Here is a 26,058-nt window from a genome sequence, read left to right as displayed (position 1 = left end):
AGATCGCGCGCGGATCGGAGGGTCACACGATGGCGAGCAGGACCGCCTGGTCGCGGGCGGCGGCGGTTCGGTAGAAGTCGCGCAGGGCGGTGAAGTTGGGCTCCAGGTAGGAGTCGAAGTCGGTGGGGTCCCAGTACTGCGGGTAGATCTCGGCCTCCGCGAGGGCGGCGGGGTCCCAGCGGGCGCGCAGCGAGGCGGGGCGGACGGTTTCCAGGGCCGCGGCCACGGTCTTGACCTCGCCGGGCTGGAGGAGGCGCGGTGGGCCGTAGCCGTTGTCGTCGCCGACCTCGGTGCCGCCCAGGATGGCGGAGCCGGCGCCCTCGGTGATCTCCCAGGCGGTGCCGGTCAGCAGGTAGTGGATGCCGTGCCAGGACTTGTCCAGATCGATCACGTCGTCGCCCTCGAACAGGGCGTCGATCGCCTCGGGGTCGTCGAGGACTGCCTGGAGGTCGGCGGCCGGCACGCGGCGGCCCACGAAGATCATGCCCACGGGAGAAGAATCTATCGGGCGGGGGCGGCTGGCGTGCGGCACGGATAATGGCCCGGTGAAGCTGCTGTCGACGGACGGCTCGGGCACCGAGTCGCGCCCTGTACCTTTCGGGTCCGCGGCGAGGGCCACGGCGGCGGCGCTGGTGGGTCTGGCGGTGCTGGGCGGTACGGCCGGGCCGGCGTTCGCGGCCGTGGGTGGTCAGCAGGTGTGCCGGATCGGCGACTCGCGGCTCGACGAGATCTCGGGGATGGCGGCGACCCGCGACGGTTACGTGGTCGTCAACGACGGCGCCGACGATCCGGCCGGGCGGAAGATCTTCTTTCTGGATCGGCGGTGCGCGGTGGTCCGGACGGTGGGCTATCCGTCGCGGCCGCGGGACACCGAGGACCTCGCGCTGGGCCGGGACGGCACCGTGTGGGTCGCGGACATCGGGGACAACTCGGCCGTCCGGGACACGGTCGCGCTGTGGCGGCTGGCGCCCGGCGGGCGGGCGCCGGAGTTGCTGCGACTGAAGTATCCGGACGGCGCGCACGATGCCGAGGCACTCCTGCTGAGCCCGGACGGCACGCCGGTCATCGTGACCAAGACGCCGCTGGCGGCCGGGGCGTACGTGCCGGTGGGGCCGCTCGGCAAGGGGAAGACGACGGCGCTGAGGCTCGCCGGGAACGTGCGGCTGCCGGTGACGACGACGAGCAACCCGTTCTCGCTGGCGGGGCGCCTCGTGATCACCGGGGGCGCGGTCAGCCCGGACGGGACCAAGGCGGTGCTGAGGACGTACGCGGACGCCTTCGCATTCGACGTGACCGGCGGCGACGTGGTCGGGGCGATCACCGGCGGCGAGCCGCGGGGGACGGCGCTCTCCGACGAGCCGCAGGGCGAGTCGATCACGTACACGCCCGACGGTGATGCCCTGCTCACGGTCTCGGAGGGCCGCCGGCCGGCGATCCTGCGCTATCCGCTGCGGCAAACGGCCACGGCCACGGCGACGCCGGCGCCCGCCGAGTCGACGAGGACCACGCCGTCCGAGCCGGCCGCGGCCACGACCGCGCCGACCGCTCAGGCGAAGCCCACGTCGGCGTCGGATCGGGCCGGCCCTCTGCCCGTCGGCCTGCTCGTCACCGGCGCCCTCCTGGCAGCCGCCGCAACCGGCCTCCTGCTCTTGCGACGCCGGCGCAAAGCACGCTGACCGCGAGCCCGCAGCGACCGCGCAGACCCGCCGAGCGCGCCATCCGGGAGCCCGCAGCAACCGCGCAGACCCGCCGAGCGCGCCATCCGGGAGCCCGCAGCAACCGCGCAAACCCTGCCGCCCGGGAGCCCGCAGCAATCGGGCAGACCGCGAGCCCGCGGCAACCAAGCAGGGGCGCGGCCGCAAAGCGCGCAAAGCGCGCTAATCGCCCAAAGCCGCCATGCACCCCGCCGCCAGCGCCAACAGAACGACCACGATCACGCCCGCACGCTGCCACGAGGTCAGCCGCTCCCACAGCCGGGGGCGGGGCCGGCCCGGCCATTCGCTGTCGGAGTGACGTGGTGTCCGGTGCGGCACCGATCAAGTCTCCGCGCACCCATGATCGGCTAAATCGGTATTTCGGCCGATGCCGTCCGACGAAAGTTGGGCGGTAAGGGGCCGAGCATGCCTAGTGGAGCAGCTCGTGGAGGCGCGCTGACGTCGCGGCGACCTGCTCGAAGTGGGCGTTGTAGCCGAACGAGCGCGAACCTATGGATCTGGATCAATTGAGCTGGGATCGTAGACGGGATTGTCGACGATATCCATGGGGGTTTTATGCCCGACCCGTCTCCTTCGGCGCGCGAGATCGTCGCCGGGGCGTACGACACGCACGTCCACGTCGCCCCCGACGTCATGGAGCGCCGCATCGACGACCTCACCCTGGCGCGGCGCTGCGCCGACGTCGGGCTCGCCGGCTTCGTCCTCAAGTCGCACTACGTGACGACGGCCGAGCGCGCGTCGGTCGTCCGGGCGGCCGTCCCCGGCGTCGACGCCCTCGGCGCGATCACCCTGAACGGCTCGATGGGCGGCATGAACCCCGCCGCCGTCGAGATCGCCGGCCGGCTCGGCGCGCGCGTCGTCTGGATGCCCACCGTCGACTCCCGCAACCAGCGCACCTCCACCGCGGGCGACCTCCCCGGCGCCAAGCCCGCCATGTGGGGCGCGCTCCAGGCCGACCTGCACGCCCAGGGCATCGTCCCCGACATCGTCGAGGTGGTCGCCGACGACGGCACGGTGCTCGACGCGGTGCGCCAGGTGCTGCGGGTGGTCGCCCGGCACGACATGGTGCTGGCCACCGGCCATCTCGCGGCGGCCGAGATCCGCGCGGTCGTCGCGGCCGCCTTCGAGGAGGGCGTACGGCGGGTGGTCGTCACCCACCCCGAGTTCACGTCGCAGCGGCTGCCCGCCACCGATCAGCGGGAGCTCGCCGCGATGGGTGCGCTGCTGGAACGGTGCTTCACCACCCCGTACACGGGCAAGGTCTCCTGGGATGACCTGTTCGCCAACATCCGCGCCGCCGGTGTCGGGAGCTCCGTGCTCTCCAGCGACCTCGGCCAGCCCTTCAACCCGCCCGTCGAGGACGGCCTGGCCCTGTTCGCCGACCGTCTGCTCGAGGCCGGCTTCACCCCCGACGAGATCCACACCATGGCCGTGACCAATTCGCGCCGCCTGGCATGCTGATGACCATGGATGCTCACGTCGCCCACCTGCACCGCTACCTCCAGCACGCCCGCGACGCCCTGCTGTGGAAACTGGAGGGCCTGCCGGAGTACGACGCCCGCCGCCCGCTGGTCCCCACCGGCACCAACCTGCTCGGCCTGGTGAAGCACATGGCCGGCGTGGAGGCCGGCTACTTCGGCGAGACCTTCGGCCGCCCCTTCCCCGAGCCGCTGCCGTGGATGAGCTTCGAGGCCGAATGGAACGCCGACATGTGGGCCACCCCCGGCGAGTCCCGCGACGACATCATCGCCCTCTACCACCGCGTCTGGGCGCACGCCGACGAGACCATCGCCACGCTGCCCGCCGACGCCCCCGGCACGGTCGCGTGGTGGCCGCCGGAACGCCACGCCGTCACCCTCCACCAGATCCTCGTCCACGTCACCGCCGAGGCCCACCGCCACGCCGGCCACGCCGACCTGACCCGAGAGCTCATCGACGGCGAGGCCGGCCTGCGCGCCGGGGTATCCAACCTGCCACCCGCCGACCGGGAGTGGTGGTCCGCCTACCGCGACCGCGTGGAGAAGGCAGCGCAGACCTTCCGCGACTAGGAAGGGCGAAGGCGCGAGGCGCGTGCCATCAGACCGAGACCAGCACGCGCGCAAGCGCCACAAGCCTCCACAGCCCGATGCCCAGCATGACGCTGAGAACCGCAGACATGACGAAGTGCACTATGACGGACCTGCTTCGCCGCCGCCATAACAAATAGAACGCCACGATCGCCGAGATGACGATTGTCAGGCTTCCCGAAAGCGTCAATCCGAGAACGATATCGAAGCGTGAGGAGGGCGGCTTGACGGTCGCTGCCCACGCTTACCCTCCAGCCGATGGCGCCGAGGAGAAGGCCGGCGCACACGGACGCCACAGCCCAGAACGCCACGGCGCGGCCCACCGAGAGCAGGCTGCTGAGATCAGCGGAGCTGCCGTCCTGAAGAGTGCCACCGCGCCACCGCCGGCTGATCCCGAGGATCATCGCGTAGTAGACGACCGTGGCGACGAGAAGAGCGGCCGTGCTCTCGACAACGGCCGTTCGCCACGTGCTCTGCCGGAAACCGACGAGTAAGGCGGTGATCCCCCACGCGAGCCCGCTGCTGGTCAGCGTGAGCAGGACCGCTCCGAGCGTTCCCGGAACGAAGTCGCTGAGAAAAGCGGCTGCGCCCAGTGCCACGGAAACGACGAATCGTGCTTTGGTTCCTGTGTCGAGCGCCCGAACGGCAACCATGTCCAGCTCGCTCTACGGGGTCCAGAACCGCCACTGGCAGATGGCCGCGCCGGGCCGGCAGCGGAGGCGGTCGGCCAGCACGCCGCCGAAGGCGACGCTCCACTCGTGGGAGGCGTAGACGAGCCAGTCGTGGTGGGCATCGGTCCAGACGCCCTCGGCGCCCGTGTAGGCGGGGGTGAAGTCGTCGAGGTCGAGGAGGTAATCGGCGCCGTACTCGCGCAGCTCGATGACGCGGGTGCGGCCCATGTCGCGCAGGAGGCGGCGCACCTCGGCGGCGCCCTCGCCGTCCCACATCGACTCGTCGAGGACGAGCACGTCCGCCGGCACGTCGGGGGTGAGCATGGGATGCCAGCAGCCGTCGCGGCTCACACCCCAGCGGCGCTGCACCTCCGCGCGCCAATCCCGGGACTCCGCCGGAGTGAGCACGCGCCGGTACGGAAGGGGATCGGTGGTCAGCTGCGGCTGGGAGAGCCACTCGTGCACCTTCGCGGCGAAGGTCCTGGGGTTCTCGCCCGCCTTCGCCGCCGCGTCCACGAGACTGGCGGCGACTGTCCCGAGGCTCGGGAGGTGGTCCGGGTCGAGGCGCTCGATCTCGGTGCGGATGTCCGAGGCGAGCGTATAGCGGGGAGTTCCGCGCCGGCCTGCCTCGTCGTACTCCCGCCACAGCTCCTCGGCCCGCTCTGTCAGGTAGCGGCGGGCCAGCCAGAGCAACGTGAGGGGTTCCACCGGGGCATTGTGCCTGGGTGCGGGTATGTTGGGCGCGCCAGGGCGTACGGAAGGTAGGGCGGCATGAGGACGGCGACGCGGCGGTTCGCGCTGTGGCGTGCGGACATCGAAGGGTCGGTCTGCGCGGCGCCGGAGGAGTGTGTGCGGCAGCTGGCGGAGCGCGAGCAGGTCACGGTGGTGCTCGAGCACCGGCAGCACGGCGTGACGCCGATCCGGGCGGAGTTCGCGTCGACGCTGCGGCAGGACGTCGAGTGGGAGTTCACGGACATCGTCTGGCCGCCGGACGTGCGGCCGGGGGTGCTCGTCACGGTCACGTGGCAGGCGGCGAAGGACGCGGTGGTCGTGCGCACCGCGGCGCTGGACGAGCCGATGCGGGTGGACGGGGTCGACTACTTCCACGAGTACGATCCGAAGGTCGTGACCCGCGAGTTCGACCCGGGCAAGTCCAACCGCGGTCAGGTGCTCAACGCCGTACGGCGTCAGGGTCGTGTCTTTGACGACGGCAGCGCCGTGATCCCCGAGGACCGCGTCAACCTGGGCCGGGGTGCGAAGGCCGCCTTCCTGCTGCGCAACGCCGTCGACCAGCTGATCCGCGAGGGGTTCCTGACCCGCGTCGAGGGCAGCGTCGACTCGTCCGGCTACCCGTCCTATCCCCCGGCCGACGGCGAGAGGGTCGCCGACATGCTCTTCTACGCGCCCCTGGTCGAGCCGGCCGACTTCCCCGGCGAGGGCGACGGCGACGGCGAGCACGGCGACAGGCGAGACCATTGGGTACGAGGTTTCGTCCGCCGCCTGCCGCCCGGCGCGCACCCCTCGGAGCGGCAGCTGTCCGCCCACGAGCAGGCCGTCGAGGAGGAACAGATCGGCGCGGGCGAGCTGGCCCCGGGCTACACGTTCGTCAAGCGCCACCACCGCCACGGCTGAGCGCGGGCCGCCTCCTCGATCTTCTGCCCGGCGACCGATGAGTTCACGCGCCCGGCCCGGTCTCTCCTGGTATCCGACCCATGGAGGGGATGACATGCACAGGCGAACACTGTTGACCGGTGCCACGGCGATCGGCACCTCGGCGCTGGCGGGCGGATTCGCGGCGGGCGGTCCGGCGTCGGCCGGGACCGGTGGGACGTGGCGGGCCGGGCTCGCCCGGCTGCACGACGCGATGGCGGCCCGGGTGGCGCGCGGCGAGCTGGTGGGCATGGTCTACGTCGTCGCACACCGGGGGCGGCTGCACGTCGACACCATCGGCACGCTGACGCTGGGCGGTGACGACCCCATGCGCCGCGGTACGCCGTTCCGGATCGCCTCGCTGACCAAGCCGGTCATCGCGGCGGCCACCATGATGCTGGTCGAGGACGGCCGCCTGGCGCTGGACGAGCCGGTCGACCGGCTGCTGCCGGAGCTGGCCGGGCGCCGGGTGCTCACCCGGATCGACGCGCCGCTCGACCAGACGGTGCCCGCGGAGCGCCCGATCACGGTGGAGGACCTGCTGACGTTCCGGATGGGGCACGGCATCATCTTCGAGCCCAGCTTCCAGCCGCCGTACCCGATCATCACCACCGCCACCGCCCTGCAACTGGCGATGGACCAGCCCGACCCGCGTACGCCGCTCGACCCGGACGAGTGGATCCGGCGCTTCGGCACGCTGCCGCTGATGTACCAGCCCGGCCAACGGTGGCAGTACAACACCGGCTCGCTGGTGCTCGGCGTGCTGATCGCGCGGGCTGCCGGCGTACCGCTCGGGGAATTCCTCCGCAGGCGCGTGTTCCGGCCGCTGGGCATGCGGACCACCGGGTTCACCCTGTCGCGCGGCGACGCCGCGCGGCTGCCCGGCCTCTACATGGCGGATCCCGAGACCGGGGAGCTGCGCCCGCAGCCCGGTTCCCCGCCGAGCGAGTGGACCCGGCCGCCCGCGTTCCCGTCCGGCGCCGCCGGGCTCGCCTCGACCGTCGACGACTACCTGGCGTTCACCCGGTTCCTGCTCAACGGCGGCGTGCACCACGGCCGGCGCCTGCTGTCGGCCGAGTCGGTGCGGCGGATGACCACCAACCACCTCACGCCGCAGCAGCTCGCCGAGGCCGGCATCTTCCCGGCGGCCGGGCGCGGCTGGGGGTACGGCATGGCTGTCACCGTCCGGCCGGACGACATCTCGGGGCCCGGCCGCTACGGCTGGGAGGGCGGATACGGCACCACCTGGTTCACCGACCCGCACCGTGACCTGATCGGGATCGCGCTGACCCAGACCGTCGACTTCATCTTCAACGGGGCATCGGAGGAGTTCCAGCGCCTGGCCTCCGCCGCCGCGGGTCCGCGGTAGACCGCGATGGGGCTGCGGTTCGTGACGCGCCGCCGGTCCGACTCGCCGTGGGTCGACACGGTGTGGACGTCCGAGAGTGATCAGGTCACCACGATGACGTCCGTCGCGTGGACGCGCTGGGGCCTGGTGTTCTGGGAGCAGGCCGGCCGGTCGTACGCGACCATCACCGGCCCCGAGACCCGGTCCGGCACCGCACCCGTGCCGGACGGCGCCACCTTCACGGGCATCGAGTTCGCCGTGGGCACCTGGTTGCGCGGGGTGCCCACGGCGGCCCTGGTCGACAGCGGCATCGAGTTGCCCGGCACGACGCGCCGCACGTTCCGGCTGGACGGCGCGCGCTGGGAGACACCCGGCCCCGACGACGCCGAGGCGCTGGTCGACCGCCTCGTCCGCGCCGGGGCGGTGGTGCGTGACCCGCTCGTCGCCGACGTGCTGCGCGGCCACCGCCCGGCCGTCTCGGAACGCACCGTCGAACGCCGCTTTCGCGCCGCGACGGGCCTGACGCGCGGCGCTGTACGGCAGATCGAACGGGCCCGCACGGCCGCGGAGCTGCTGGCCGCCGGCGACCCGGCCGCCGGCGTCGTGGCCAAGCTCGGCTACTTCGACGAGCCGCACCTGGCCCGAGCGCTGCGCACCTACGTCGGCCGCACGGCCGGGCAGCTGCGCGAGGGCACCGGCGGCGCGATAGCCCTCGCGCTGGATCAGCGCTTCACGTCGTAGATCAGCTTCAGGATCCCGTTCGGGTAGCTCTCGGTGTCGCGCAACGTCAGCATGTGCTTGTCCCGGTCGGCCCGCCCGAACATGCTCTTTCCGGCGCCGAGCAGCACCGGGAAGACGAGCAGGTGATACCGGTCGATCAGGCCCGCGTCGGACAGCCGCCGGGCCAGCTCCGCACTGCCGTGAATGAAGATCGCACCGCCGTCCTGCTGCTTGAGCGCGGCGACGTCCTCGGTCGAGCGCAGAATCGTCGTCGGCCCCCACCCGTCCACGAGCGCGTCCTCGGACAGCGTGCTCGACACGACGTACTTGGGCAGCTCCTTGTAATCGGCGTGATCGGCCGACCCGGGCCAGGTCGCCGCGAACGCCTCGTAGCTGCGCCGCCCGAACATCAGCGCCGACGTCTCGGCCAGCTCCTCCCCCTTGATCGACCACGCCTCCGGGACGAACTCGAGATCCTTGAACACCCAGCCGCCGCTGCGGTGCTCTTCCCCCGGCCCACCGCCGGGCGAGTCGACGACACCGTCGAGCGACATGAAACCGGTCCAGACCACATCACGCATTGCGCTGTCTCCCTCATGCACGGTCGCTGTCGGGGTACACGCTAGACCGCGCCCCCACTCCCGTCTTGGACGGAACCGACAGCGTTGCCCACGCCTGGCAGGATGTCGAGGAGCCGCCCCGCCGTTCGCCGTTCACCGCGAGGAGCTCTGGTGTCTGCCGAAGAGGGACCGACACTCCGGCGCCGCCGTCTCGGCGCGGAGCTCAAACGTTGCCGCGAAGCCGCCGGCATGACCCAGGAGCAGGTGTCCCGCGAGTTCGAGTGGCATGCGGCCAAGGTGACCCGCATCGAGGCCGCCCGGGTCACGGTCACGCCGCGGGACGTCAAAGACCTGCTTGCCCTGTACGGCATCGACGACCACGACTACCGCGACTCGCTGATGCAGCTCGCCCGAACGTGGACCTGCGAGTCTTTCCGTACGACGGCGGCGTCCACCCCCTCCTGGGCGCGTCCATGGCGATCCTGGAGTTCCGCGACGCCCCCGACCTCGACATCGTCTACGTCGAGCAGTATCGGGGCACCCACCACTTCGAGAAGCGCCCGGCCGAGGTCGCCCGCTGCCGTGACCGCTTCGCCCGGCTCACCGAGCGGTGCCTCGGCAACCGGCAGACGATCGACCTCATCGAGACCGCCCTCGGCCGTTACCGGTAGGCACTCCCAGCCGCGAAGGCCGACGCCGAGATGGCGAGAAGCGGGCCGGCAGACAACGGATGGGTGCGCTCAGGACTGGTGGTAGACGTTGAGCCAGGCCACGTCGTCGTTGTACCGGGTAGCGCCGAAGCTGAACGGCAGAGCGTAGATCCCGTTGCTGCCGCCGTGGTCCTGGAGCCACACCCGGTTGCAGTTCCCATAGCCCTTGATGGATGACATCTGGAGCTGCCACACATAGTTCGGGGTGTAGCTGTAGCCCTCGCTGTCGCAGGTGCCGGCCGATCCGTAGATGTCCGCCGATGTGCCCTTCCAGCCGGCATCCGCATACCAGGTCATCAGCTTGGTGCTCGCCGCCGGCACCACCGCGGCCGCGATCGCCCGGCTCGTCGAGCACTTCTCGGCCAGGACGACCGACTGTCCGGCCGCGTCCTTCTCCGACCCGAGAAGAACGGAGCAGAACCGCGTGGGGGCGGGCGCCGCCCCGGCGACACCGGTCGACAGCAGCGAAGCCACGACGGCCGCCGCGACGACCGAGCCGACTCGCCGGGTCAAAGTTGATCTGAACATGCTTCCTCCGTGAAGGACAGACGGATGTGACCGGCGGGCAGTAGGTGACGCGGCGGGGCGACGCCGCGCATCGGCCTCGCGGTCTCGCTGACGCTAGCCGCGCCGGGCGCATCCGGGCCGTTCGGACTCGTTCCGGACTGGGCGGATCCATCTGGGACGACAACGACCGAGTAAACGCCTCTTTGATATCGCCATACATCAATGTATTGTGGGAGCGCTCCCAGACTGCATCCCCCACTCCGCCGAGGAGCTGAAGCATGTCGCGTAGGCGTTGGCGGCCGGTCACCATGCCGGCCGGTCTGCTCACTCTGGTTCTGTCCGCCTCCCTGCTGACCTCGGCGTCGGCTGCCGGTGCCCCCGCGGCCGACGCCGCACGCGTGCGGGCGGTGCCGCTGACTGAGCTGACCGTCGTGTCCGAGCAGGTGGCCTTCGGCTTGCAGCGGCCCGTCGCGATCACCGGGCTGGCGGACGGCCGGATGCTGATCGCGGAGAAGGCCGGCACCGTCCGCGCCTACCACCCCGACACCGGGCTGGCGGCCGAGCCGGTGCTCGATCTGTCGGCGCTGGTCGACACGTCGGACAACGAGCGTGGGCTGCTCGGCATCACGCCCGCGCCGAACTTCGCGCGGAGCGGGATGCTCTATGTGGCCTACACGAGCCTGCCGGCCGGGGCGCTGACCCTGGCGCGTGTGCCGCTCAACGCGCCCGAGCGGCTTCAGGTGCTGCTCACCCAGGACCACGCGGAGTACGGCAACCACAACGGCGGGCAGGTGGCGTTCGGGCGGGACGGCTACCTCTATTGGTCCACCGGCGACGGCGGCCACGCCAACGATCCGTTCAAGGCCGGCCAGGATCTCGGCACCCTGCTCGGCAAGATCGTGCGGATCGACGTGAACCGGGCCTGCGGGGCGAAGCCCTACTGCGTGCCCGCCGGCAACCCGTTCGTGCGCACGCCGGGCGCCCGGCCGGAGATCTGGCTGTACGGGCTGCGCAACCCGTGGCGGTTCTCGGTCGACGTCGACAACTCGCTGTGGATCGGTGACGTCGGCCAGGGCCTGGTCGAGGAGGTCGACCACATCCGGCCGTGGCAGGGCGGGTCGAACCTCGGCTGGTCGTGTAAGGAGGGCACCCCGATCTTCGACCCGGCGCAGTGCAAGGCGGGCGTGCGCTACGTCGACCCGGTCTTCGAGTACGAGCACTTCATGACCGAGAGCTGCTCGGTGACCGGCGGCGTGGTGTACCGGGGGTCCCGGACGCCCGAGGCGTGGGGCACCTACATCGCGAGCGACTACTGCTCGACCCTCGCCTTCGCCGTGCGCCCCAAGTCCACCGGCGGCTACGAGTCCGCCACGATCGGCAGGTTCCCCACCCAGCCGACCGCTTTCGCCGCCGACGCGCAGGGCGAGCTCTACGTGCTCAGCGACCTCCCGGGTTTCCTGAGCAAGGTCCGCTTCGAGCGCGTCGCCCCGGCGAACGGCTGAGCCGGCGGGTTCGTGCGTCAGCGCCGGCCGGCGCGATCGTGACTCCCCCGTGTGCGTTCATCGAGCCATCTTGATCGATCGCGCCTCGGCGCAGTGTCCCGCGTGAGGGGCACGACCGCGTTCACCTCGAAGCCGCCGTCGCCCGCCGGGCCGGTTCGCAGGGTGCCGCCGATCGCGGTGACGCGCTGCCGCATGCCGGTCAGGCCGTTGTGGGCGGCGGCGCCGCGGTTCGGGTCGGGCCGCGCGGGGCGGGTCGCGGCGGTGTTGCGTACGCGGACGTGCAAGGCGCCGCCGGCCGGCGTCACCTCGACGTGGACCGTGCTGCCGGGGGCGTGCCGTGCGGCGTTCGACAGGGCCTCCTGGACGACCCGGTTGACGGTGAGGGCGGACGCGGCCGGGACGGGCAGGTTCTCGGCCGCCGGGTCGAGGGTGGCCCGCACGGTGAGGCCGGCGGCCGTGGCGCGGTCGACCAGGCACGCCCGTCACCGCGACGAGCGTGACCGCCACGACGACGGTGGCCGCGTCCTGGGACGGCACCCTGGCCAGCATCGCCGCGCAGGTCAGCACGGCCACCCAGGCGGCCACGGCCGGGCGGTGCCGCAGCGCCACGGCCAGGACCGTTGCGGGCAGGACCAGCAGTTGTGCGGGGTGCCACGGCCACGTGAGACCGTGCGGCGCGACCTCGGCGGGCGCGGTCACGAGCGTGGCGACGGCGGCGAGGCGCCAGGCGATGAGCGGGTTGCCGTGGACGAGAGCCACGGGCGCGGCGGCCGCTCCATCCCGTGCACCCCCGGCCCGTGGTGGTGTTAACTCCCCAAGGCCTTGATGTTCTCGGCCTCGTCGGGGTCGGGCTCCGGCTCGGCGAGGAACGCCTGCACCACCTCGACCGCCACGTCCGGCGCCAGCCTCTTCAGGCTCATGGCCAGCACGTTCGCGTCATTCCAGAGGCGGGCGCCGCGGGCGATCCACGGCTCCCAGGCGAGGGCGGCGCGCACGCCGGGGACCTTGTTGGCGGCGATGGCCGTGCCCGTGCCGGTCCAGCACATGACCACGCCGTAGTCGGCGCGGCCGCCGGTGACCGCCTCGCCGACGGCGCGGCCCAGCTCGGGCCACGTGCCGAACGACGGCCGCACCACCTCGTGGCCGGCGTCGGTCAGGGACCGCACCACCGCCCGGGTCGTCTCGTTCTCGTCGTCAGCGCCGAAAGCCACCCGCATGGAACGAGCCTATGTCGCTGCCGAAGCCACGCGCATGACCGCCGGGCTATGCCCGCCACGGGTCGACGAGAATCTTCGCGTGCCGGCCGGCCCGGGTGAGCTCGTCGAAGGCCACGGGCACGCCGTCGAGGCCGACCACGCCGGTGAGCAGCGGGCGCGGGTCGAGCCTGCGGCGGGCGACCAGGTGCAGCGTGCGGTGGAACTCGGCGGGGTCGTAGCAGAACGAGAACCGCAGGTCGATCTCCTTGTTGCTGGCCAGCGTGGGGCGGAACGTGTCCGGCTGCATGCAGACGCCGACGACCACCACCCGGGAGCGGAACGGCGCGTGCGTCACGATGTCGTCGATGACGCCGGGCACGCCGACACACTCGAAGACCACGGCGCCGCGCGGGCCGGCGCCGAGCCGCTGGGCCGCGCCGACGACGGACCACCAGGGCAGGCCGGGCACGCTCCGCAGCGCGTGCAGCGCGTCGAGGCCGCTGCCGTAGAGCGCGGGAGCCGACGTGACCGGGCCGTCGCCGAGCTGGGCCCACGGCGACTCCACGGCCGGGTCGACCACCACGTCCGCCCCGCACGCCCAGGCGAGCTCGCGGCGACCCGCCGAGTAGTCGCTCGCCACGACGTGGCGTACCCCCAGGGCCTTGAGCACGACGATGACGGCGAGACCGATCGGGCCGCAGCCGACGACCACCGCGGGGTCCCGGCGCGTCACCTCGCCGCGCGCGACCGCGTGCCAGGCGACGGCCAACGGTTCGGTGAGCGCGGCGAGGTCCGTGGGCAGGCCGTCCGGCACCGGCATGGTGGCGTCCTCGGCGACGAGCATGTATTCCGCGTACGCCCCGGGGGCCTTGGCCGACAGACCGATCATGTGGACGTCGCCGCCGTGCCGGATCAGCGGCAGCGCCACGACCGCCTGACCGGGACGCCACCGGCGCCGGCAGCCGGGCCCGTAGGCGTCCACCACGCCGGTGAACTCGTGGCCCATCACGACCCGCTCCTTGGAGCGCATGAAATCGGCGTACCCCACCTCGGCCGCGACGTCGGCGCTCGCGTCCGGATCGAGGCGCACGTGCAGGTCGGAGCCGCAGATGCCGGCCCGGGTGACGCGCAGCCTGATCTGCCCCGGCCCGGGTGCGGGCTGCGGGACGTCGGCCACTGCCAGGACGCCGTCGTGCACGAGGACCGCTCTCATGCGCTCCATCGTCGGGCATCAGATCACCACGGCACCACCCCGGCGTCCTCGAAGAAGCCACCGGTCGGCCAGCCATCCGGCTGGGTCGCGAGCCGGATCGCCACGGCGGCGCCCTGCTCGGGCGTGAGGTGCCCGCGGTGCCCGTTCAGATCGGTCGCGACGAACCCCGGGTTCACGGCGTTCACGGCGATGCCGCTGTCGCGCAGCGCCTTGGCGTACTGGATGGTGATCGCGTTGAGGAACGACTTGGACGGGGCGTACGCCATCGACGCCGGCCCGGAATCGATCGCCGGGTCGATCTGCCGGGTCAGCGAGCCCACCTCGCTCGACATGTTGACGATCCGCCCCGACGGCGAGCGCCGCAGCAGCGGCAGCATCGCGTCGGTGACCCGCATGACGCCGAGCACGTTCGTCTCGACGACCTCGCGCACGATCGCCAGGTCCGTCTCGCAGGGCGCCTGGTGCCAGCCGCCCGTGATGGCCGCGTTGTTGACAAGCACGTCGAGACGGCCACGCTCCGTCTCGATCAGGGCCGCGGCGCCCCGCACGCTTTCGTCGTCCGTCACATCCAGCGGTACGCCGAAAGCGTCCGCCCCGCCGGCACGCAGCTTCGCCACCGCGGCATCGCGCCGCCCGTCGTCGCGCGCTCCCACGCCGACGCTGAAACCCCGCGCGGCGAGGCCCGCCGCGATCTCGTACCCGATGCCCTTGTTGGCGCCGGTGACCAGCGCAATCCTGCTCTCACTCATGCCCTCGATCCTGGGCGCGGCGGCCTCGCCGACCAACACCGATCGGGTGCCGTTCAATACCTTGCGGGTATCGTTTGCGCCATGGAGGCCCGCGAGCTGCGCTACTTCGTGACCGTCGCCGAGGAGTTGCACTTCGGCCGCGCCGCCGACCGCCTCGGCATCGCCCAGCCGCCGCTGTCCCGCGCGATCGGGCAGCTCGAGCGCCGGCTCGGCGTGGAGCTGTTCACCCGTACCAGCAGGTCTGTCGCCTTGACCGAGGCCGGAGCCGTGCTGCTGCGCGAGGGCCGGGCCGCGCTCGACGCCCTGGAAGCGGCCGAACGCCGCACCCGCCGCGCCGCCACGGGCACGTCCAATCTGGTCCTGGTCACCAAGGCGGGCGCGTCCAGCGAGCTGCTCCCCAAACTGCTGGACGCGTACGCCGCCGAGCCCGGCGCGGTGCCCGTCGACGTCATCCTGTGCGGCGTCGCGGAACAGGAGAGACACCTGCGCGACGGGCGAGCCGACGTGGCCCTGCTGCACCTGCCCTTCGACTCGACGGTCGGCTTCGACACCGAGGAGCTGTCCACCGAGGGGCAGCTGCTGATCGTGCCGGCCGGCCACCCGCTGAGCGGCCGCACGTCGGTGAGCATGACCGAGCTGGCCGGCCTGCCCATGCCCCGCTGGCCCGGCCGCGACGGCACCTATCCGCCCGGCCCCGGCCCCGAGGTGCGCGACAACGCCCAGCTCCTCCAGCTGATCGCGCTCGACCGGGCCATCGCGGTCCTGCCCGAGTCGTGCCGATCGCTGCTGCCGTACGACCTGCGCACCGTCCCCGTGCCCGACGCGCCCCGGGTGACCACGGTGATCGCCTGGCCGCCGCACAGCCGCTCGCGGGCGCTGGCGGCCCTGATCCGCACGGCGACCCGCCTCTGACGGTCGGGTACCGGACCGTATCGGCACGGCCTCCCGGCCCGTCCTTCCGGCAACCGCGGCACACCCGCCGCGATCGCCGACGACGAAGGAGCGGTCCCACCATGCTGATCATCGAGCGCAAGGCCGGCGAGTTCCCGCCCGACGGCCGGATTCCGGCCGACGACGAGACGGTGCTGAAGAAGTTCGCCGACGAGGTGGCCGAGGTCGCCCTCTACGACCCGGCCCTGGAGGACATGCCGTACTGGGTCCTGGCCGAGTGGATCGAGGACGCGGAGAAGCACACCTTCGCCTACCTCACCGACGCGGTGCGTGCTGCCCAGCGGGCGCAGCGAGCCGATCAGGCCCGCCGGGCGGAGCGGCCCGTGTCCTCCGGCCGGCCGGTCGAGAAGCCCGAGGCCGTGGTGAGCATGCTGAAGGTGCGCGACGGCGCGCCGGCCAAGGCCCTCAGGGAGACGCTCGCGCTGCGCAACTGCGGCAAGACGTCCGGGGCGATCCTGCACGCGATCGACCCGACGGAAGAGACGCTCGACAAGCAACTGGCCAGGAAGGACGTCTACTACGGCCAGGACGACGTCGACCGGCTGCACGCGGTGCTGACCAAGGTGCCCGGCGCCGGTCAGGTGCTGCTGCTCGACTGCACGCTCGTCACCGACCACTCGTTCCTGCTGGAGATCCACCCCGACGGCCGCCGCTACCTCTACCAGTCCTACCAGGCGGTCTACTCGGTGCACTGGTGGGCCGGGACGGAGGGCGACGAGGGGCTGTACCTCACCCATGACGGCAAGCGGCCGGAGGACAGGTTCCAGGCCGACCTGGCCCGCGTGCGAAAGGCCCGCGACGACTACGGAAAGGGCCGGCGGATCGCCGAGGAGCCCTGGAAGCGCTTCGTCACCGCGATGCTCGACGCACACCGGACCGGCAAGCACGAGGCCCTCGCCGACCAGTGGACCACGCTGCCCTTCGCACCGACCGAGGCACAGGCCACCACGCTCCGCCGCTGGCAGGCCGAGCCGAAGGTGCGCATCCTCGAGTTCCTGTTCACCGGCCTGCCGGACAGCCCGAACGGCTCGGTGGCGGGCGCCGCCCTCCCGGCCAAGCTATAACACCCGCCCAGGGGGACGGCCGCCACCCGGACGCGGCCGTCCCGCTGGCCTGCGGAGCCGGCAGAAGGACATCCCTTCTCCCGTGGAACCCGCAACGCACGGTGAATCCGGTTACGCGATGGGGAGGTCAACCCGTCGCCCCACTCCTCGCCGTCGTCATAGATCTGATCGCCTAGCGTTCATCGCCCTGGCCGGGAGACATCCGCAGGCGGTCGAGGGCTGCCCGCGCCCGGCGGCGGACGGGGCCGTGGTGGTCGGTCAGCAGGGCCTCCAGGGCGGGGCGGGCTTCCGCGGCTCGCAGCCGGCGTAGCGCCGAGATGGCGTGTAGCTGCACGTCCTCGTCGGTGAGCAGGGGGATCAGCACGGCGACGGCGAGAAGAGTTGATCAAGGGGCGTTGACTTCAACTTAACTTCAGGTTTTAGGGTCTTCGTGGCGGTGGTTCGGAGACGAGGGAAACACAGTGATCGCGGAGCAGTTCAAGGCGGCCTTCCGGCGCTATCCGACCGGGGTGGCGGTCATCTCCGCTGTGGGGCCGGACGGGCCGGTCGGGTTGACGGCCTCCAGTGTGGCTTCCGTGTCGGTGGAGCCGCCGGCGCTGTCGTTCTCGGCCATGGGGACGCGGTCGGCCCGGGCGGTGTTGGCCGCCGAGAGCTTCGTGGTCAATCTGCTGGGGCCGGCGAGCGCCGAGGTGGCCCGGCACTTCGCGAGCAGCGGCGGGCCGCGGTTCACCGAGGAGCAGGGGTGGGCTTTCCTGCCGACGGGTGAGCCGGTGCTGAGGCACGCGCTCGCCTCGCTGCGGGCGGCACCGTTGCACCGCCTGCCGGTCGGGGATTCGACCGTTGTCGTCGCGGCGGTGCACGAGGTGTTCCTCGGGCCCGGCGGCGGCCGGCTCGTCTACCACGACCGGGAATTCATCGGGAACTGAGGAGAGTGTTGATGCGTTTCTTCCAGCCGCGCACTGTCGTGAGCGCGCACTGCGACCTGCCCTGCGGCGTCTACGACCCGGCGCAGGCCCGCATCGAGGCGGAGTCGGTCAAGGCGATCGCGGAGAAGTACCAGGCGAACGAGGACCCGGAGTTCCGCACGCGTGCGCTGATCATCAAGGAGCAGCGGGCCGAGATGGTCAAGCACCACCTGTGGGTGCTGTGGACCGACTACTTCAAGGCGCCGCACTTCGAGAAGTACCCGCAGCTGCACGGGCTCTTCAACGAGGCCACCAAGCTGGCGGGCGCGAGCGGCGCGAAGGGCTCCGCGGACCCGGAGGTCGCCGAGCGCCTCCTCGGCACGATCGAGGAGATCTCGAAGATCTTCTGGGAGACCAAGCGGGCCTGACGTCTTTCCCACCAATCATGACGTACGGCGGCGGCGCTCTGTCGCGTACGGCGAACGCCCTTGAATCTTGAAGGGTGACCGCGCTCCGCAACCGGTGGCCCGCCGCGCTGGGCTTCGCCGCCGCCGTCCTCGTCCTGATCTTCGCCGCCGACCGCGAGACCGCCTCGACCGCCGTGCTGGTCGCGGCACTCTGCTATCTGGGGGCCGCCGCGTTCGCCCGCCGATGGGTGGCCTGGGCCGGCGTCGTGGGCTTCAGCGTGGTGGTCACCGCCGCGCAGTTCATGGAGATCAGCTCGTGGGTGGCCCTGGCCGTCGTGGGCGTGGTGCTGCTGGGCCTCGGCTTCATCGTGGGCGTGCCGCGGCGCCCGCTGGTCGCGCAGGCGGCAGCCGCGGTGGGGTACGGGATCTTCGCGGTCGTCGCGCTGTACGTGCCGGAGACGGCGGGCGGGGTGATGGCCGGGCTCGCGCTGGCCGCGCACGCGGGCTGGGACACGGTGAACTTCGCGCGCAACACTGTGGTGCCGCGGTCGCTGTCGGAGGCGTGCATGGCGCTCGACGTACCGCTGGGGATCGGTGTGGCCGTCATCGCGGTGGCGGGCTGACCGTCAGCGACCGGGCCGGGGCGCCGTGAGGGCTCGTGGCGCTCTTCGCCGGGAGCTGAGACGTGTCAGACTCACAGCCGTGGATATCGATTCCGGCGCCGGCCTGCTGCACCGCCTCACCACGTACCAGCCCGATCGGGAATGGGACGTGCCCGTCGACGATCCGCGGGTGCGGCACGACCTGACCCCGAACGATCTCGCGACGCTGCCGCCGCCCTACAAGACGTACGCGGCGGGGCTGCCGACCGTCACGTTGCCGCGTGAGCTGCCCGATCCCGGGGTGGCCGCCACCGACGTGCTGTCCGGTGCCGCGGCGCCGGCGACCGCCCTGGACGCGGCAGGGCTCGGGCGCATTCTCTTCCTGGGTGCGGGCGTCGTGCGGACCGCCGAGCGCAACGGGCGCCGGTCGGTCTTCCGCGCCTCCGGGTCGGCGGGCGCCCGGTTCCCGCTGGAGGTCTACGTCTCGGCCAAGGGCGTGGCCGGCGTTCCGGAGGGCGTGCACTGGTACGACCCGATGGCGCACGCCCTCGTCCAGGTGGCCCCGGAAGCCGCGGGCGACGCCACGACCTTGGTCGTCACCGGGGTGCCGTGGCGCACGGGCTGGCGTTACGCGGAGCGCGGCTTCCGCCACATCTACTGGGACGCGGGCACGTTGCTGGCGCAGCTGGAGGCCACCTCGGCCGCCGCCGGGCTCGATCCGCGGCTGCGCACGCTGTTTCCCGACGGGCCGGTCGGTGAGCTGGTGGGCGCCGACGGCACGCACGAGTTCCCCGTGGCACTGCTGACCTTCGGCGACGGCGTCCCGGCGGTCACCCCGGCCGGCAAGGCGACCGCGGGCGAGCTGCCGCCGGTCGAGTTCCCGCTGGTCACCGCGGCCCAGCGCGCCGGCGACCGGAACGTGCTCGGCGCGGCCTGGCCGGTGGGCGATCCCGTGCCGGCGGCGCGCCCCGGCGGGCAGTCGCTGGACGCGGTGATCCGCCGGCGGGGGTCGCAGCGCCGCATGGACCGGACGAAGACCGTGCCCCGCGCCGACCTCGAGTGGGCCATGGCCGCCGCGACCCGCGGGATCGACGTGCCGCACTGGGTGGTCGCGCACGGCGTCGACGGCCTGGCGGCGGGGCTCTACCGGTGGCCCGATCTCGGCGCGCCGGTGACGGCCGGTGACCTGCGCGCCGCGCTGGAACGCGTCTGCCTGGGCCAGTCCCTCGCGGCCGAGGCGGCGTACGTGGTCATCGCCGCGACGCCCGGCGACGGCCTGAACGACCGCTCGTACCGGGAGGCGCAGCTGGCGTCGGGCATCGTGGAGGGCCGCCTGCACCTGGCCGCCTACGCGACCGGCGCGACCGCCACCGGCATGACGTTCCTCGACTCGGAGGTGCCCGCGCTGCTGCACGAGCCGGACAGCCTCGTCACGCTGCTGTTCACCTGCGTCGGCATCGGCGAATACCAGTCCCGCCCGGGCGGCGCGCCGGGCGACCCGGTGCCGGTCCGTACGGTGATGCCGCGGTTCGTGGATTAGCTGGCGCACTGCCAGCGGGCCGTCGTGAGGTCCCACCAGCAGGCCGGGCACGGCTCGTGGCCGGCGGTCGGCGGGACCCACCCGACGAAGGTCTCCTCGCGCACCCACTCGGTGTACCGGTCGAGGCCCATCGCGCCGAGGAGGCCCGCGGTCTGGGTGCGCTGGGCGGCCAGGGCGCGGACCTTGCGGCGGGCGGTCCGGTCGTCCAGGACGAGGCCGAGCGCGAGCGCCTCGTCGGGGACGACGACGGGATAGCCGGGCTCGAAGATGTTCAGGCCCTCGTGCAGCGGCGCCCACCTGCGGTGCCAGCTCGCGCCGACCGCGCTGCGCAGCAGCCGGGCGCCGGGCGCGGCGCGGGCGAACGCGGCGGCCGCCCAGCGGGCCACCGTGCGATGGTCGGCGTGGCCGGTGTTGCCGTCGGGGCCGAAGGTGACCACCGTGTCCGGCCGGATCTCGCCGATCAGCGCGGCCAGCTTGGCGATCGCCTCGCCGGCCGGCGCGGCGAGGCAGCCGCCGTCGGGATAGCCGAGCCAGTGATGCTCGGTCACGCCCAGGATGCGCAGGCTGCGGGCCAGTTCGGCGGTACGCTCCGCGGCCAGGCGCTCGGGCGGCCAGCGCTGGGGGTCGTTCGTGCCGCGTTCGCCGCGCGTGGCGGTCACGCACACGACACGGTCGCCGCGCTCGGCCGCGAGCGCCATGAGGCCGCCGGAAAGGTAGGCCTCGTCGTCGGGGTGTGCCCAGATGCCCAGGAGAGTGCTCATGCGTCGAGGGTCGCGGCGGGCGCTTGCGGGCGGCTTGCCGGGCGCTTGCCGGGCCGGTCGTCATCCCGTACGGAATCTGGACGTTTGGTATTAAGAGGCTCGTCAGGCCGATGTCGGGTGCGCTGCCGAGGATATCGATCATGATGCACACCCTGGTTACGGCCGCGATGCTGGCCACGCTGGCGCCGGCCGGCCACCCCACGGTCCCCGCCGCGCCGCTGCCGCTCGGTGACTCCGGGCTGACCGAGACGCGCACGGTCCAGACGCTCGATCGCGGCGTGACGCTCACCCGCATCGTGCGCGGCACCGAGCCGGCCGCGAGCGGCGAGATCAACACGACCACGAAGGGCCCCTGGCGGGTCAACGTGCTCACCATCGACCCGGGCCGGGCGCGGGGGCACCTCAAGGCGACGTACGGGCCCGACCTGTCCCGCACCGAGACGGTCACCGACCTGGTCGCCGCCGAGGGCGCGGTCGCCGGCGTCAACGCCTCCTTCTTCACCTTCACCGCCAGCCAGCAGTTCCCCGGCACGCCCGTCGGTCTCGGGGTGTACGGCGGGAAGCTGCTCAGCGAGCCGACGGCCGACCCCGCCGAGGCCGACGTGGTGATCGATTCGCGCCGCAACACGATGGTGATGGGCAAGCTGTCGTACGAGGGCACGGTCGTCAACCCGCGCACGAAGGCGTCCCTGCCGATCGCGCAGATCAACGACCCGTCCACCGCGGTCGCCGAGTTCACGCCGGAGTTCGGCGCGCGGACCCCGTCCGGCGCCGGCGCCGAGGTCGTGCTCGACAAGCGCGGCTGTGTCGTCCGGGTCGCCGCCACCCGCGGCACGGCGCTGACCGCCGGGCAGACCTCGCTGCAGGCCACCGGCGACCAGGCCACCGCGCTGACCGCGCTGGCCGGCGGCTGCCTGCGCGTCTCGCACACGGTCCGCGACGACAGCGGCCGCCGGGTCGCGATCCGCCCCGGGACGTACGCGGTGAACGGCCGCTACCGGCTCGTCGCCCAGGGCGAGATCGTCGTGCCGGACGGGACGGGCAGCTTCTTCGACCGCAACCCGCGCACGATCGCCGGCACCAACCGCCACGGCGACCTGGTGCTCGCCACCATCGACGGGCGCATGACCACCAGCGTGGGCACGACCATGGACGAGACCGCGGCGGTCGCCGAGGCGCTCGGCCTGCGCGACGCGGTGAACCTCGACGGCGGCGGCTCCACGACGATGGTCGCGGGCGGCGCGCTGGTGAACACCCCGAGCGGCGGGGCGCAGCGCGCGGTCGGCGACGCGCTGGTCTGGGACAAGTAACCCGCATCCCTCAAGTCGGCCCCGCCACCACCGATCCTCCACAGGTCGGTGGTGGCGGATCCGTGAGGGGACCATGAGCATCTGGAAGCGACCCGTGCCGGCCGCGTACCTGTGCCTGGGCCTGCTGTACGCGGTCGTGCTCACCCTGTCCGTGGGCGCGCTGTTCGGCACCCACATCCACTACGACCGGGTGGCCGAGATCGCCCGCAGCGGCTTCGGGCTGATCGGCCTGGTCGCCGCGATCCGGGCCGCCCGCGGAGGCGGCCGGGCGTGGCGCGCGGTGGCGCTGAGCTTCCTGGTGCTGGTGGTGTCGCCGGCGCTGGCGCTCGCCGGCACCACGATGGTCGACGACGTGACGCACGTGGCCTTCGTGGTCGCGCTGCTGCTGGCGTTGCAGCTCTTCCCGCTGCCGGCGACGTCGCGGCGGGAACGCTGGAAGACCGTCCTGGACGCCTCGGTCGTGCTGGTCGGCGGCTTCATGCTGCTCTGGTACTTCTCGTTCGGCCGCTACATCGAGCAGCACGGCTTCTCCGGCAGCGTGATCGTGCCCGCCGCGGTCTACCCGATCGCGGACCTGGCGCTGCTGTTCAGCGTGGCCCGGGTGCTGCTGCGCGGCACGCTGGGCTCGGCGCCGCGGGCGCTGCGCATGCTCGGCGCCGGCGCGCTGGTGCTCTTCGCCGGCGACGCGGTGCACGGCTACCTGCGCAGCCACGAGCAGATCGGCACCAACTCGCCATGGCTGTTCATCTGCTGGCTCACCGCGGACGCGCTGCTGGCGGCGGCGGCGGTGGAGCAGTGCCGCACCGACCGGGCCGAGCGCCGCGAGTCGCCGCGCCGCTTCCGCGCGGCCCGCTACATGCCGTTCGCGGCGGTCGCGGTGGCGCACGGGCTGATGCTCACGGCGGCGGTCCGCGAGGGCTCGCTGTGGCCGTGGGGCGGCCTGGCGCTGGGCGGCACGGTCATCAGCGTGGTCGTGCTGGCCCGGCAGACGCTGGTGCAGCAGGAGAGCGACGAGCGCGCGGTCACCGACGGCCTGACCGGCCTGGCGAACCGCGTGCCGTTCCGCGCCACGTCCCACCGGGCGCTGGAGCGCGACGCCCGCACGGGCAAGCACAGCGCGGTGATGGTCATCGATCTGAACGGCTTCAAGGGCATCAACGACACGCTCGGCCACAAGTCCGGTGACCTGGTGCTGGTCGAGTTCGCCAAGGTGCTCGAGGAGTGCGTGCCCGACTGGGGTTTGCCGTGCCGGCTGGGCGGCGACGAGTTCTCGGTCGTGCTGCCCGGCCTCGACTTCCCCGAGCAGGCGTACGACGTCGCGGGCCGGATCGCGTCCGCCCTGGCGCCCGTGGTGATCGACGGCAAGCTGATCCCGCTGGCGGCGAGCATCGGCATCGCCGTGTCGGCGCCCGGCGAGCTGACCCACGACGTGATCGTGCACCGGGCGGACCTGGCCATGTACCGGGCGAAGGCGCAGGGGCCGCAGACGCGCTGGGCGGTGTGGCAGGAGTCGTTCGAGATGGACGGTGCCCCGACCGCGGCCTGAGAAACTTGTCGTACCCCCCACCTAGGGTGTCGGCATGGACTGGAAAATCGAGCTCGTTCCCGTACCGGTGACCGACGTCGACCGGGCCAAGGAGTTCTACACGCGGGTCGGCTTCAACGCCGACCATGACCACAGGGTCAATGAGAGCCTGCGCTTCGTCCAGCTGACCCCGCCCGGGTCGGCGTGTTCGATCTGCATAGGCGAGGGCATCACCGACAAGGTGCCCGGCTCACAAGAGATCCAGATCGTCGTCCCCGACGCCGCCGAGGCCCGCAAGCACCTGGTCGAGGCCGGCGTCGACTGCACCGAGGTCGACCCCCAGGCGTGGGGCAAGTTCGTCCACTTCAAGGATCCCGACGGCAACAGCTGGGCGCTTCAGGAGCTGCCACCGCGCTGATCGGCCCGCGACACCGATGCCCCGCGACCGACAGCCGGTCGCGGGGGACGCGGCCGCCTCGCAACCGCCGCCTGGTCGCGGGGGACGCGGCCGCCTCGCAACCGCCGCCTGGTCGCGGGGACGCTGCCGCCCCGCAACCGCCGCCTGGTCGCGGGGGACGCGGCCGCCCCGCAACCGCCACCTGGTCGCGGGGACGCTGCCGCTGCCGCCTCGCTGATCAGACCGGCGGGCGTAGGTAGCCGTTCGCGGCAAGGAAGCCGGCGTGCCGCTCGTAGTGCGCCGGCTCCCCCGGCGTCAGCGTGCCCAGCCCGTCCACATACCGGTTGAACATGCTGAACGCCGCCGCGATCAACACGGTGTCGTGCACCATGCGGTCGTCGGCGCCGGCCTTCCGAGCCCGCTCGACGTCCTCGGCGGTCACCTCGCGCCCACCGACGCGCACTTTGTCGGCGAGCTCGAACAGGGCCGCCATGAGACCGGCGGGGTCTTCAGCGGTGGCGTCAGCGCGGGCGTCTCCGGCGCCGGCGTGGCCGCGCGTATGGATGCCATCGCGGGCCTCCCCGGGGTGCCCGGCGGGGTCGTCGCCTGGTGTGGGCGGCGCGCCGGCTTCGCCCAGTGCGCGGGCGACCGCGCCGTGGGTCTCCGCGCAGAAGGTGCATTCGTTGCGCCGGGAGACGTGGGCGGCGATGGCCTCCCGCTGACCCGGGGTGAGCGGCGACGGGCCCCGCAGCAGGGCCTCGGCGAGGCCGTTGAGGGCGGGAGCGGTGTCGGGGAAGGCGGCCAGGAGGCCCACCATTCCGGGCAGTGGCGGCAGATCGATGTGTGGCACGCCCTCACATCATCACGTCACTGCCGCGATGTCCACACTCGATCTTGGTCACGCCTCACTGCCGCCTCCTCGATTCACGCGTCACACCACTGCGGCGCCCGCGAGGAAGGACGTGGCCTGGGTGTGCAGGCGGTGTGCGCCGATGGCTTGCGTCCAGCGGGCGATCTCGGCGGCCAGGCGGGCGGCGCCGGCCTCGTCGCCTTCGTCGCGGGCCAGCACGGCGAGCAGCATCTGCTGCGAGAGCGTGCGGGGCACCAGGCCGGCCCGGGCGCCGATAGCGGCGGCCCGCTGCCAGCGGTCGCGGGCGGAGGCGAGGTCGCCGTTGTCGCGGTCGTGGTCGCCGAGATGGCGCAGCGCCTCCCAGAGCAACAGGTCGTCGCCGGCCTCGCCCGCGGCGTGGGCGGCCTCGTAGTGCCGGGGCGCCGCCTCCCGCGCGCCGAGCAGGTTGTCGGCGATGAGCCCCCGGTACATCTCGGCCCAGCCGCGCCGGGTTTCGTCCTCCGCCGACACCGCCAGCTTTGCGGCCCGGTCCCGCAGGGCTTCGGCGCCCTGGGCGTCAGGACCGCGGACCGGTGTGGGGCTGTCGCCGCCGCTGTCGCCGTCGCTGTCGTCGTCGCTGTCGTCGCTGTCGCCGTCGCTGTTGCCGTCGCCGCCGCTGTCGTCGCTGTCGCTGTCGCTGTCGCTGTCGCTGTCGCCGGAGAGCTGGCGGAAGTAGTCGTGGCGCAGCACCAGGAAGTCCAGGTCCCAGGACGGGCCGCCGGCCTGCCGCGCGGCCGCCAACCGCTCCTCGGCCAGGGCGGTGCCGGTGTACCAGTCGCATTCCAGGGCTGTCTCGGCGGCGGTCAGCGCGAGGCGCTCCCGCTCGGGCGGCGGCACGCTGTCCAGCAGGCTGAGGGCGCGCTGCCACCGGCCCGCGCGGCTGAGCTCCGTCGCGGCGGCGGCGATCTCGTCGAGATTCGTCATGGCGGCGACGGTAGTAATCCGAAAAACTATCCACAAGGAAACTACTTCGCCCGGCCGAGGCTGCGGACGGGGGCCGGGCGCGGTGAAGGCGCGGCGCGATGAGAGCGCGGCGCGATGAGAGCGCGGCGCGATGAGAGCGCGGCGCGATGAGAGCGCGGCGCGATGAGAGCGCGGCG

30 protein-coding genes and 1 pseudogene are annotated in these 26,058 nt (G+C 72.6%); 18 read left to right on the top strand and 13 right to left on the bottom strand.

Annotated elements, in window-relative coordinates:
- Positions 1–22 precede the first annotated feature (22 nt).
- Positions 23–484 carry a YfbM family protein gene (locus tag Ade02nite_RS40655; RefSeq protein WP_239169408.1) on the bottom strand — a complete coding sequence of 154 codons (462 nt, stop codon included), beginning with the start codon at positions 482–484 and terminating at the stop codon, positions 23–25.
- 61 nt (positions 485–545) lie between these two features.
- Between Ade02nite_RS40655 and Ade02nite_RS40650 the strand changes: the two genes are divergently transcribed.
- From Ade02nite_RS40650 to Ade02nite_RS40640, 3 genes are all read left to right on the top strand, one after another.
- Positions 546–1,676 carry an SMP-30/gluconolactonase/LRE family protein gene (locus Ade02nite_RS40650; RefSeq protein WP_203775687.1) on the top strand — a complete coding sequence of 377 codons (1,131 nt, stop codon included), beginning with the start codon at positions 546–548 and terminating at the stop codon, positions 1,674–1,676.
- A 594-nt stretch (positions 1,677–2,270) separates the two neighbouring features.
- The gene (locus Ade02nite_RS40645; RefSeq protein WP_203775685.1) at positions 2,271–3,176 is read left to right on the top strand and encodes a DUF6282 family protein; all 906 of its coding nucleotides are present in this window, start codon (positions 2,271–2,273) and stop codon (positions 3,174–3,176) included.
- Between the two features lie 5 nt (positions 3,177–3,181).
- Positions 3,182–3,763, top strand: coding sequence for a DinB family protein (locus Ade02nite_RS40640; RefSeq protein ID WP_239169405.1), 582 nt, complete (start codon positions 3,182–3,184; stop codon positions 3,761–3,763).
- Here the strand turns inward: Ade02nite_RS40640 and Ade02nite_RS40635 are convergent.
- Both Ade02nite_RS40635 and Ade02nite_RS40630 read right to left on the bottom strand, forming a co-directional pair.
- Positions 3,760–4,434: a hypothetical protein gene (locus tag Ade02nite_RS40635; RefSeq protein ID WP_203775681.1), complete on the bottom strand. Its 675-nt coding sequence runs from the start codon at positions 4,432–4,434 to the stop codon at positions 3,760–3,762. The genes Ade02nite_RS40640 and Ade02nite_RS40635 overlap by 4 nt on opposite strands.
- Before the next feature lie 12 nt (positions 4,435–4,446).
- Positions 4,447–5,160 carry a hypothetical protein gene (locus Ade02nite_RS40630; RefSeq protein ID WP_203775679.1) on the bottom strand — a complete coding sequence of 238 codons (714 nt, stop codon included), beginning with the start codon at positions 5,158–5,160 and terminating at the stop codon, positions 4,447–4,449.
- Between the two features lie 63 nt (positions 5,161–5,223).
- Between Ade02nite_RS40630 and Ade02nite_RS40625 the strand changes: the two genes are divergently transcribed.
- From Ade02nite_RS40625 to Ade02nite_RS40615, 3 genes are all read left to right on the top strand, one after another.
- Complete coding sequence (locus Ade02nite_RS40625) at positions 5,224–6,084, top strand: hypothetical protein (protein ID WP_203775677.1); 861 nt, start codon at positions 5,224–5,226, stop codon at positions 6,082–6,084.
- 94 nt (positions 6,085–6,178) lie between these two features.
- The gene (locus Ade02nite_RS40620; protein ID WP_203775675.1) at positions 6,179–7,471 is read left to right on the top strand and encodes a serine hydrolase domain-containing protein; all 1,293 of its coding nucleotides are present in this window, start codon (positions 6,179–6,181) and stop codon (positions 7,469–7,471) included.
- A 6-nt stretch (positions 7,472–7,477) separates the two neighbouring features.
- Positions 7,478–8,191: a helix-turn-helix domain-containing protein gene (locus Ade02nite_RS40615; RefSeq protein ID WP_203775673.1), complete on the top strand. Its 714-nt coding sequence runs from the start codon at positions 7,478–7,480 to the stop codon at positions 8,189–8,191.
- Here the strand turns inward: Ade02nite_RS40615 and Ade02nite_RS40610 are convergent.
- Entirely contained in the window at positions 8,173–8,751 is a 579-nt protein-coding gene (locus Ade02nite_RS40610; protein ID WP_203775671.1) for a dihydrofolate reductase family protein, read from the bottom strand. The two genes, Ade02nite_RS40615 and Ade02nite_RS40610, sit on opposite strands and share 19 nt — an antisense overlap.
- A 102-nt stretch (positions 8,752–8,853) precedes the next feature.
- On the opposite strand from Ade02nite_RS40610, the pseudogene Ade02nite_RS50620 reads away from it, so the two are divergent.
- Both Ade02nite_RS50620 and Ade02nite_RS49880 read left to right on the top strand, forming a co-directional pair.
- Positions 8,854–9,054 (top strand): annotated as a pseudogene (locus Ade02nite_RS50620) (helix-turn-helix domain-containing protein); the annotation flags it as partial.
- A 92-nt stretch (positions 9,055–9,146) separates the two neighbouring features.
- The gene (locus tag Ade02nite_RS49880; RefSeq protein ID WP_239169404.1) at positions 9,147–9,401 is read left to right on the top strand and encodes a Scr1 family TA system antitoxin-like transcriptional regulator; all 255 of its coding nucleotides are present in this window, start codon (positions 9,147–9,149) and stop codon (positions 9,399–9,401) included.
- A gap of 69 nt (positions 9,402–9,470) precedes the next feature.
- Here the strand turns inward: Ade02nite_RS49880 and Ade02nite_RS40600 are convergent, their stop codons facing one another.
- Positions 9,471–9,968, bottom strand: a complete 498-nt coding sequence (locus Ade02nite_RS40600; RefSeq protein WP_203775669.1) for a hypothetical protein — start codon at positions 9,966–9,968, stop codon at positions 9,471–9,473.
- Between the two features lie 257 nt (positions 9,969–10,225).
- Here Ade02nite_RS40600 and Ade02nite_RS40595 point away from each other — a divergent pair, with 257 nt between their 5' ends.
- The gene (locus Ade02nite_RS40595; RefSeq protein WP_203775667.1) at positions 10,226–11,449 is read left to right on the top strand and encodes a PQQ-dependent sugar dehydrogenase; all 1,224 of its coding nucleotides are present in this window, start codon (positions 10,226–10,228) and stop codon (positions 11,447–11,449) included.
- 17 nt (positions 11,450–11,466) lie between these two features.
- Here the strand turns inward: Ade02nite_RS40595 and Ade02nite_RS40590 are convergent, their stop codons facing one another.
- The 4 genes from Ade02nite_RS40590 to Ade02nite_RS40575 all read right to left on the bottom strand — a co-directional run bounded on the left by Ade02nite_RS40590 (position 11,467) and on the right by Ade02nite_RS40575 (position 14,607).
- Positions 11,467–11,889, bottom strand: a complete 423-nt coding sequence (locus Ade02nite_RS40590) for a sensor histidine kinase (RefSeq protein ID WP_203775665.1) — start codon at positions 11,887–11,889, stop codon at positions 11,467–11,469.
- Between the two features lie 366 nt (positions 11,890–12,255).
- A complete protein-coding gene (locus Ade02nite_RS40585) occupies positions 12,256–12,666 on the bottom strand; it encodes an RpiB/LacA/LacB family sugar-phosphate isomerase (protein ID WP_203775663.1) in 411 nt (136 codons plus the stop codon).
- 46 nt (positions 12,667–12,712) lie between these two features.
- A complete protein-coding gene (locus tag Ade02nite_RS40580; protein ID WP_203775661.1) occupies positions 12,713–13,858 on the bottom strand; it encodes a zinc-binding dehydrogenase in 1,146 nt (381 codons plus the stop codon).
- A 23-nt stretch (positions 13,859–13,881) separates the two neighbouring features.
- The gene (locus tag Ade02nite_RS40575; RefSeq protein ID WP_203775659.1) at positions 13,882–14,607 is read right to left on the bottom strand and encodes an SDR family oxidoreductase; all 726 of its coding nucleotides are present in this window, start codon (positions 14,605–14,607) and stop codon (positions 13,882–13,884) included.
- Between the two features lie 81 nt (positions 14,608–14,688).
- On the opposite strand from Ade02nite_RS40575, the gene Ade02nite_RS40570 reads away from it, so the two are divergent.
- Both Ade02nite_RS40570 and Ade02nite_RS40565 read left to right on the top strand, forming a co-directional pair.
- The gene (locus Ade02nite_RS40570; RefSeq protein WP_203775657.1) at positions 14,689–15,519 is read left to right on the top strand and encodes a LysR family transcriptional regulator; all 831 of its coding nucleotides are present in this window, start codon (positions 14,689–14,691) and stop codon (positions 15,517–15,519) included.
- A 101-nt stretch (positions 15,520–15,620) separates the two neighbouring features.
- Positions 15,621–16,622: a hypothetical protein gene (locus Ade02nite_RS40565; RefSeq protein ID WP_203775655.1), complete on the top strand. Its 1,002-nt coding sequence runs from the start codon at positions 15,621–15,623 to the stop codon at positions 16,620–16,622.
- Positions 16,623–16,794: 172 nt separating this feature from the next.
- Here the strand turns inward: Ade02nite_RS40565 and Ade02nite_RS40560 are convergent, their stop codons facing one another.
- Entirely contained in the window at positions 16,795–16,986 is a 192-nt protein-coding gene (locus Ade02nite_RS40560) for a HEAT repeat domain-containing protein (RefSeq protein WP_203775653.1), read from the bottom strand.
- A gap of 97 nt (positions 16,987–17,083) precedes the next feature.
- On the opposite strand from Ade02nite_RS40560, the gene Ade02nite_RS40555 reads away from it, so the two are divergent.
- The 4 genes from Ade02nite_RS40555 to Ade02nite_RS40540 all read left to right on the top strand — a co-directional run bounded on the left by Ade02nite_RS40555 (position 17,084) and on the right by Ade02nite_RS40540 (position 20,076).
- Positions 17,084–17,548 carry a flavin reductase family protein gene (locus Ade02nite_RS40555; RefSeq protein WP_203775651.1) on the top strand — a complete coding sequence of 155 codons (465 nt, stop codon included), beginning with the start codon at positions 17,084–17,086 and terminating at the stop codon, positions 17,546–17,548.
- Positions 17,549–17,559: 11 nt separating this feature from the next.
- Positions 17,560–17,955 carry a superoxide dismutase, Ni gene (sodN, locus tag Ade02nite_RS40550; protein WP_203775649.1) on the top strand — a complete coding sequence of 132 codons (396 nt, stop codon included), beginning with the start codon at positions 17,560–17,562 and terminating at the stop codon, positions 17,953–17,955.
- 74 nt (positions 17,956–18,029) lie between these two features.
- Positions 18,030–18,557, top strand: a complete 528-nt coding sequence (locus Ade02nite_RS40545; protein ID WP_203775647.1) for a hypothetical protein — start codon at positions 18,030–18,032, stop codon at positions 18,555–18,557.
- Positions 18,558–18,636: 79 nt separating this feature from the next.
- Positions 18,637–20,076 (top strand): nitroreductase family protein, encoded by a 1,440-nt coding sequence (locus tag Ade02nite_RS40540; protein WP_239169403.1) that lies wholly within the window; start codon positions 18,637–18,639, stop codon positions 20,074–20,076.
- Here the strand turns inward: Ade02nite_RS40540 and Ade02nite_RS40535 are convergent.
- Positions 20,073–20,837 (bottom strand): PIG-L deacetylase family protein, encoded by a 765-nt coding sequence (locus Ade02nite_RS40535; protein WP_203775645.1) that lies wholly within the window; start codon positions 20,835–20,837, stop codon positions 20,073–20,075. The two genes, Ade02nite_RS40540 and Ade02nite_RS40535, sit on opposite strands and share 4 nt — an antisense overlap.
- A gap of 140 nt (positions 20,838–20,977) precedes the next feature.
- Between Ade02nite_RS40535 and Ade02nite_RS40530 the strand changes: the two genes are divergently transcribed.
- From Ade02nite_RS40530 to Ade02nite_RS40520, 3 genes are all read left to right on the top strand, one after another.
- On the top strand, positions 20,978–22,147 hold the full coding sequence (locus tag Ade02nite_RS40530) for a phosphodiester glycosidase family protein (RefSeq protein ID WP_203775643.1): 1,170 nt from the start codon (positions 20,978–20,980) through the stop codon (positions 22,145–22,147).
- A gap of 73 nt (positions 22,148–22,220) precedes the next feature.
- Positions 22,221–23,693, top strand: coding sequence for a GGDEF domain-containing protein (locus tag Ade02nite_RS40525; protein WP_203775641.1), 1,473 nt, complete (start codon positions 22,221–22,223; stop codon positions 23,691–23,693).
- Between the two features lie 34 nt (positions 23,694–23,727).
- Complete coding sequence (locus Ade02nite_RS40520) at positions 23,728–24,090, top strand: VOC family protein (RefSeq protein WP_203775639.1); 363 nt, start codon at positions 23,728–23,730, stop codon at positions 24,088–24,090.
- A 217-nt stretch (positions 24,091–24,307) separates the two neighbouring features.
- Here the strand turns inward: Ade02nite_RS40520 and Ade02nite_RS40515 are convergent, their stop codons facing one another.
- Complete coding sequence (locus tag Ade02nite_RS40515; protein ID WP_239169402.1) at positions 24,308–24,919, bottom strand: carboxymuconolactone decarboxylase family protein; 612 nt, start codon at positions 24,917–24,919, stop codon at positions 24,308–24,310.
- An 81-nt stretch (positions 24,920–25,000) separates the two neighbouring features.
- Positions 25,001–25,882 (bottom strand): hypothetical protein, encoded by an 882-nt coding sequence (locus Ade02nite_RS40510; protein ID WP_203775631.1) that lies wholly within the window; start codon positions 25,880–25,882, stop codon positions 25,001–25,003.
- Positions 25,883–26,058 lie beyond the last annotated feature (176 nt).

The sequence above is a fragment of the Paractinoplanes deccanensis genome (genome assembly GCF_016862115.1).
Classification (GTDB): Bacteria; Actinomycetota; Actinomycetes; order Mycobacteriales; family Micromonosporaceae; genus Actinoplanes; species Actinoplanes deccanensis.
Note: the sequence above shows the minus strand (reverse complement) of the source record. Positions and strands in the feature narration are given on the sequence as shown.

Bases quoted from the DNA above. Each gene is read 5' to 3' on its own strand.
- Ade02nite_RS40635 (WP_203775681.1), bottom strand. From the start codon at position 4,434: ATGGTTGCCGTTCGGGCGCTCGACACAGGAACCAAAGCACGATTCGTC.
- Ade02nite_RS40600 (WP_203775669.1), bottom strand. From the start codon at position 9,968: ATGTTCAGATCAACTTTGACCCGGCGAGTCGGCTCGGTCGTCGCGGCG.
- Ade02nite_RS40640 (WP_239169405.1), top strand. From the start codon at position 3,182: ATGGATGCTCACGTCGCCCACCTGCACCGCTACCTCCAGCACGCCCGC.
- Ade02nite_RS40595 (WP_203775667.1), top strand. From the start codon at position 10,226: ATGTCGCGTAGGCGTTGGCGGCCGGTCACCATGCCGGCCGGTCTGCTC.
- Ade02nite_RS40525 (WP_203775641.1), top strand. From the start codon at position 22,221: ATGAGCATCTGGAAGCGACCCGTGCCGGCCGCGTACCTGTGCCTGGGC.
- Ade02nite_RS40575 (WP_203775659.1), bottom strand. From the start codon at position 14,607: ATGAGTGAGAGCAGGATTGCGCTGGTCACCGGCGCCAACAAGGGCATC.
- Ade02nite_RS40570 (WP_203775657.1), top strand. From the start codon at position 14,689: ATGGAGGCCCGCGAGCTGCGCTACTTCGTGACCGTCGCCGAGGAGTTG.
- Ade02nite_RS40625 (WP_203775677.1), top strand. From the start codon at position 5,224: ATGAGGACGGCGACGCGGCGGTTCGCGCTGTGGCGTGCGGACATCGAA.
- Ade02nite_RS40615 (WP_203775673.1), top strand. From the start codon at position 7,478: ATGGGGCTGCGGTTCGTGACGCGCCGCCGGTCCGACTCGCCGTGGGTC.
- Ade02nite_RS40580 (WP_203775661.1), bottom strand. From the start codon at position 13,858: ATGAGAGCGGTCCTCGTGCACGACGGCGTCCTGGCAGTGGCCGACGTC.
- Ade02nite_RS40645 (WP_203775685.1), top strand. From the start codon at position 2,271: ATGCCCGACCCGTCTCCTTCGGCGCGCGAGATCGTCGCCGGGGCGTAC.
- sodN (WP_203775649.1), top strand. From the start codon at position 17,560: ATGCGTTTCTTCCAGCCGCGCACTGTCGTGAGCGCGCACTGCGACCTG.
- Ade02nite_RS40610 (WP_203775671.1), bottom strand. From the start codon at position 8,751: ATGCGTGATGTGGTCTGGACCGGTTTCATGTCGCTCGACGGTGTCGTC.
- Ade02nite_RS40530 (WP_203775643.1), top strand. From the start codon at position 20,978: ATGATGCACACCCTGGTTACGGCCGCGATGCTGGCCACGCTGGCGCCG.
- Ade02nite_RS40585 (WP_203775663.1), bottom strand. From the start codon at position 12,666: ATGCGGGTGGCTTTCGGCGCTGACGACGAGAACGAGACGACCCGGGCG.
- Ade02nite_RS40510 (WP_203775631.1), bottom strand. From the start codon at position 25,882: ATGACGAATCTCGACGAGATCGCCGCCGCCGCGACGGAGCTCAGCCGC.
- Ade02nite_RS40520 (WP_203775639.1), top strand. From the start codon at position 23,728: ATGGACTGGAAAATCGAGCTCGTTCCCGTACCGGTGACCGACGTCGAC.
- Ade02nite_RS40535 (WP_203775645.1), bottom strand. From the start codon at position 20,837: ATGAGCACTCTCCTGGGCATCTGGGCACACCCCGACGACGAGGCCTAC.
- Ade02nite_RS40620 (WP_203775675.1), top strand. From the start codon at position 6,179: ATGCACAGGCGAACACTGTTGACCGGTGCCACGGCGATCGGCACCTCG.
- Ade02nite_RS40655 (WP_239169408.1), bottom strand. From the start codon at position 484: ATGATCTTCGTGGGCCGCCGCGTGCCGGCCGCCGACCTCCAGGCAGTC.
- Ade02nite_RS40565 (WP_203775655.1), top strand. From the start codon at position 15,621: ATGCTGATCATCGAGCGCAAGGCCGGCGAGTTCCCGCCCGACGGCCGG.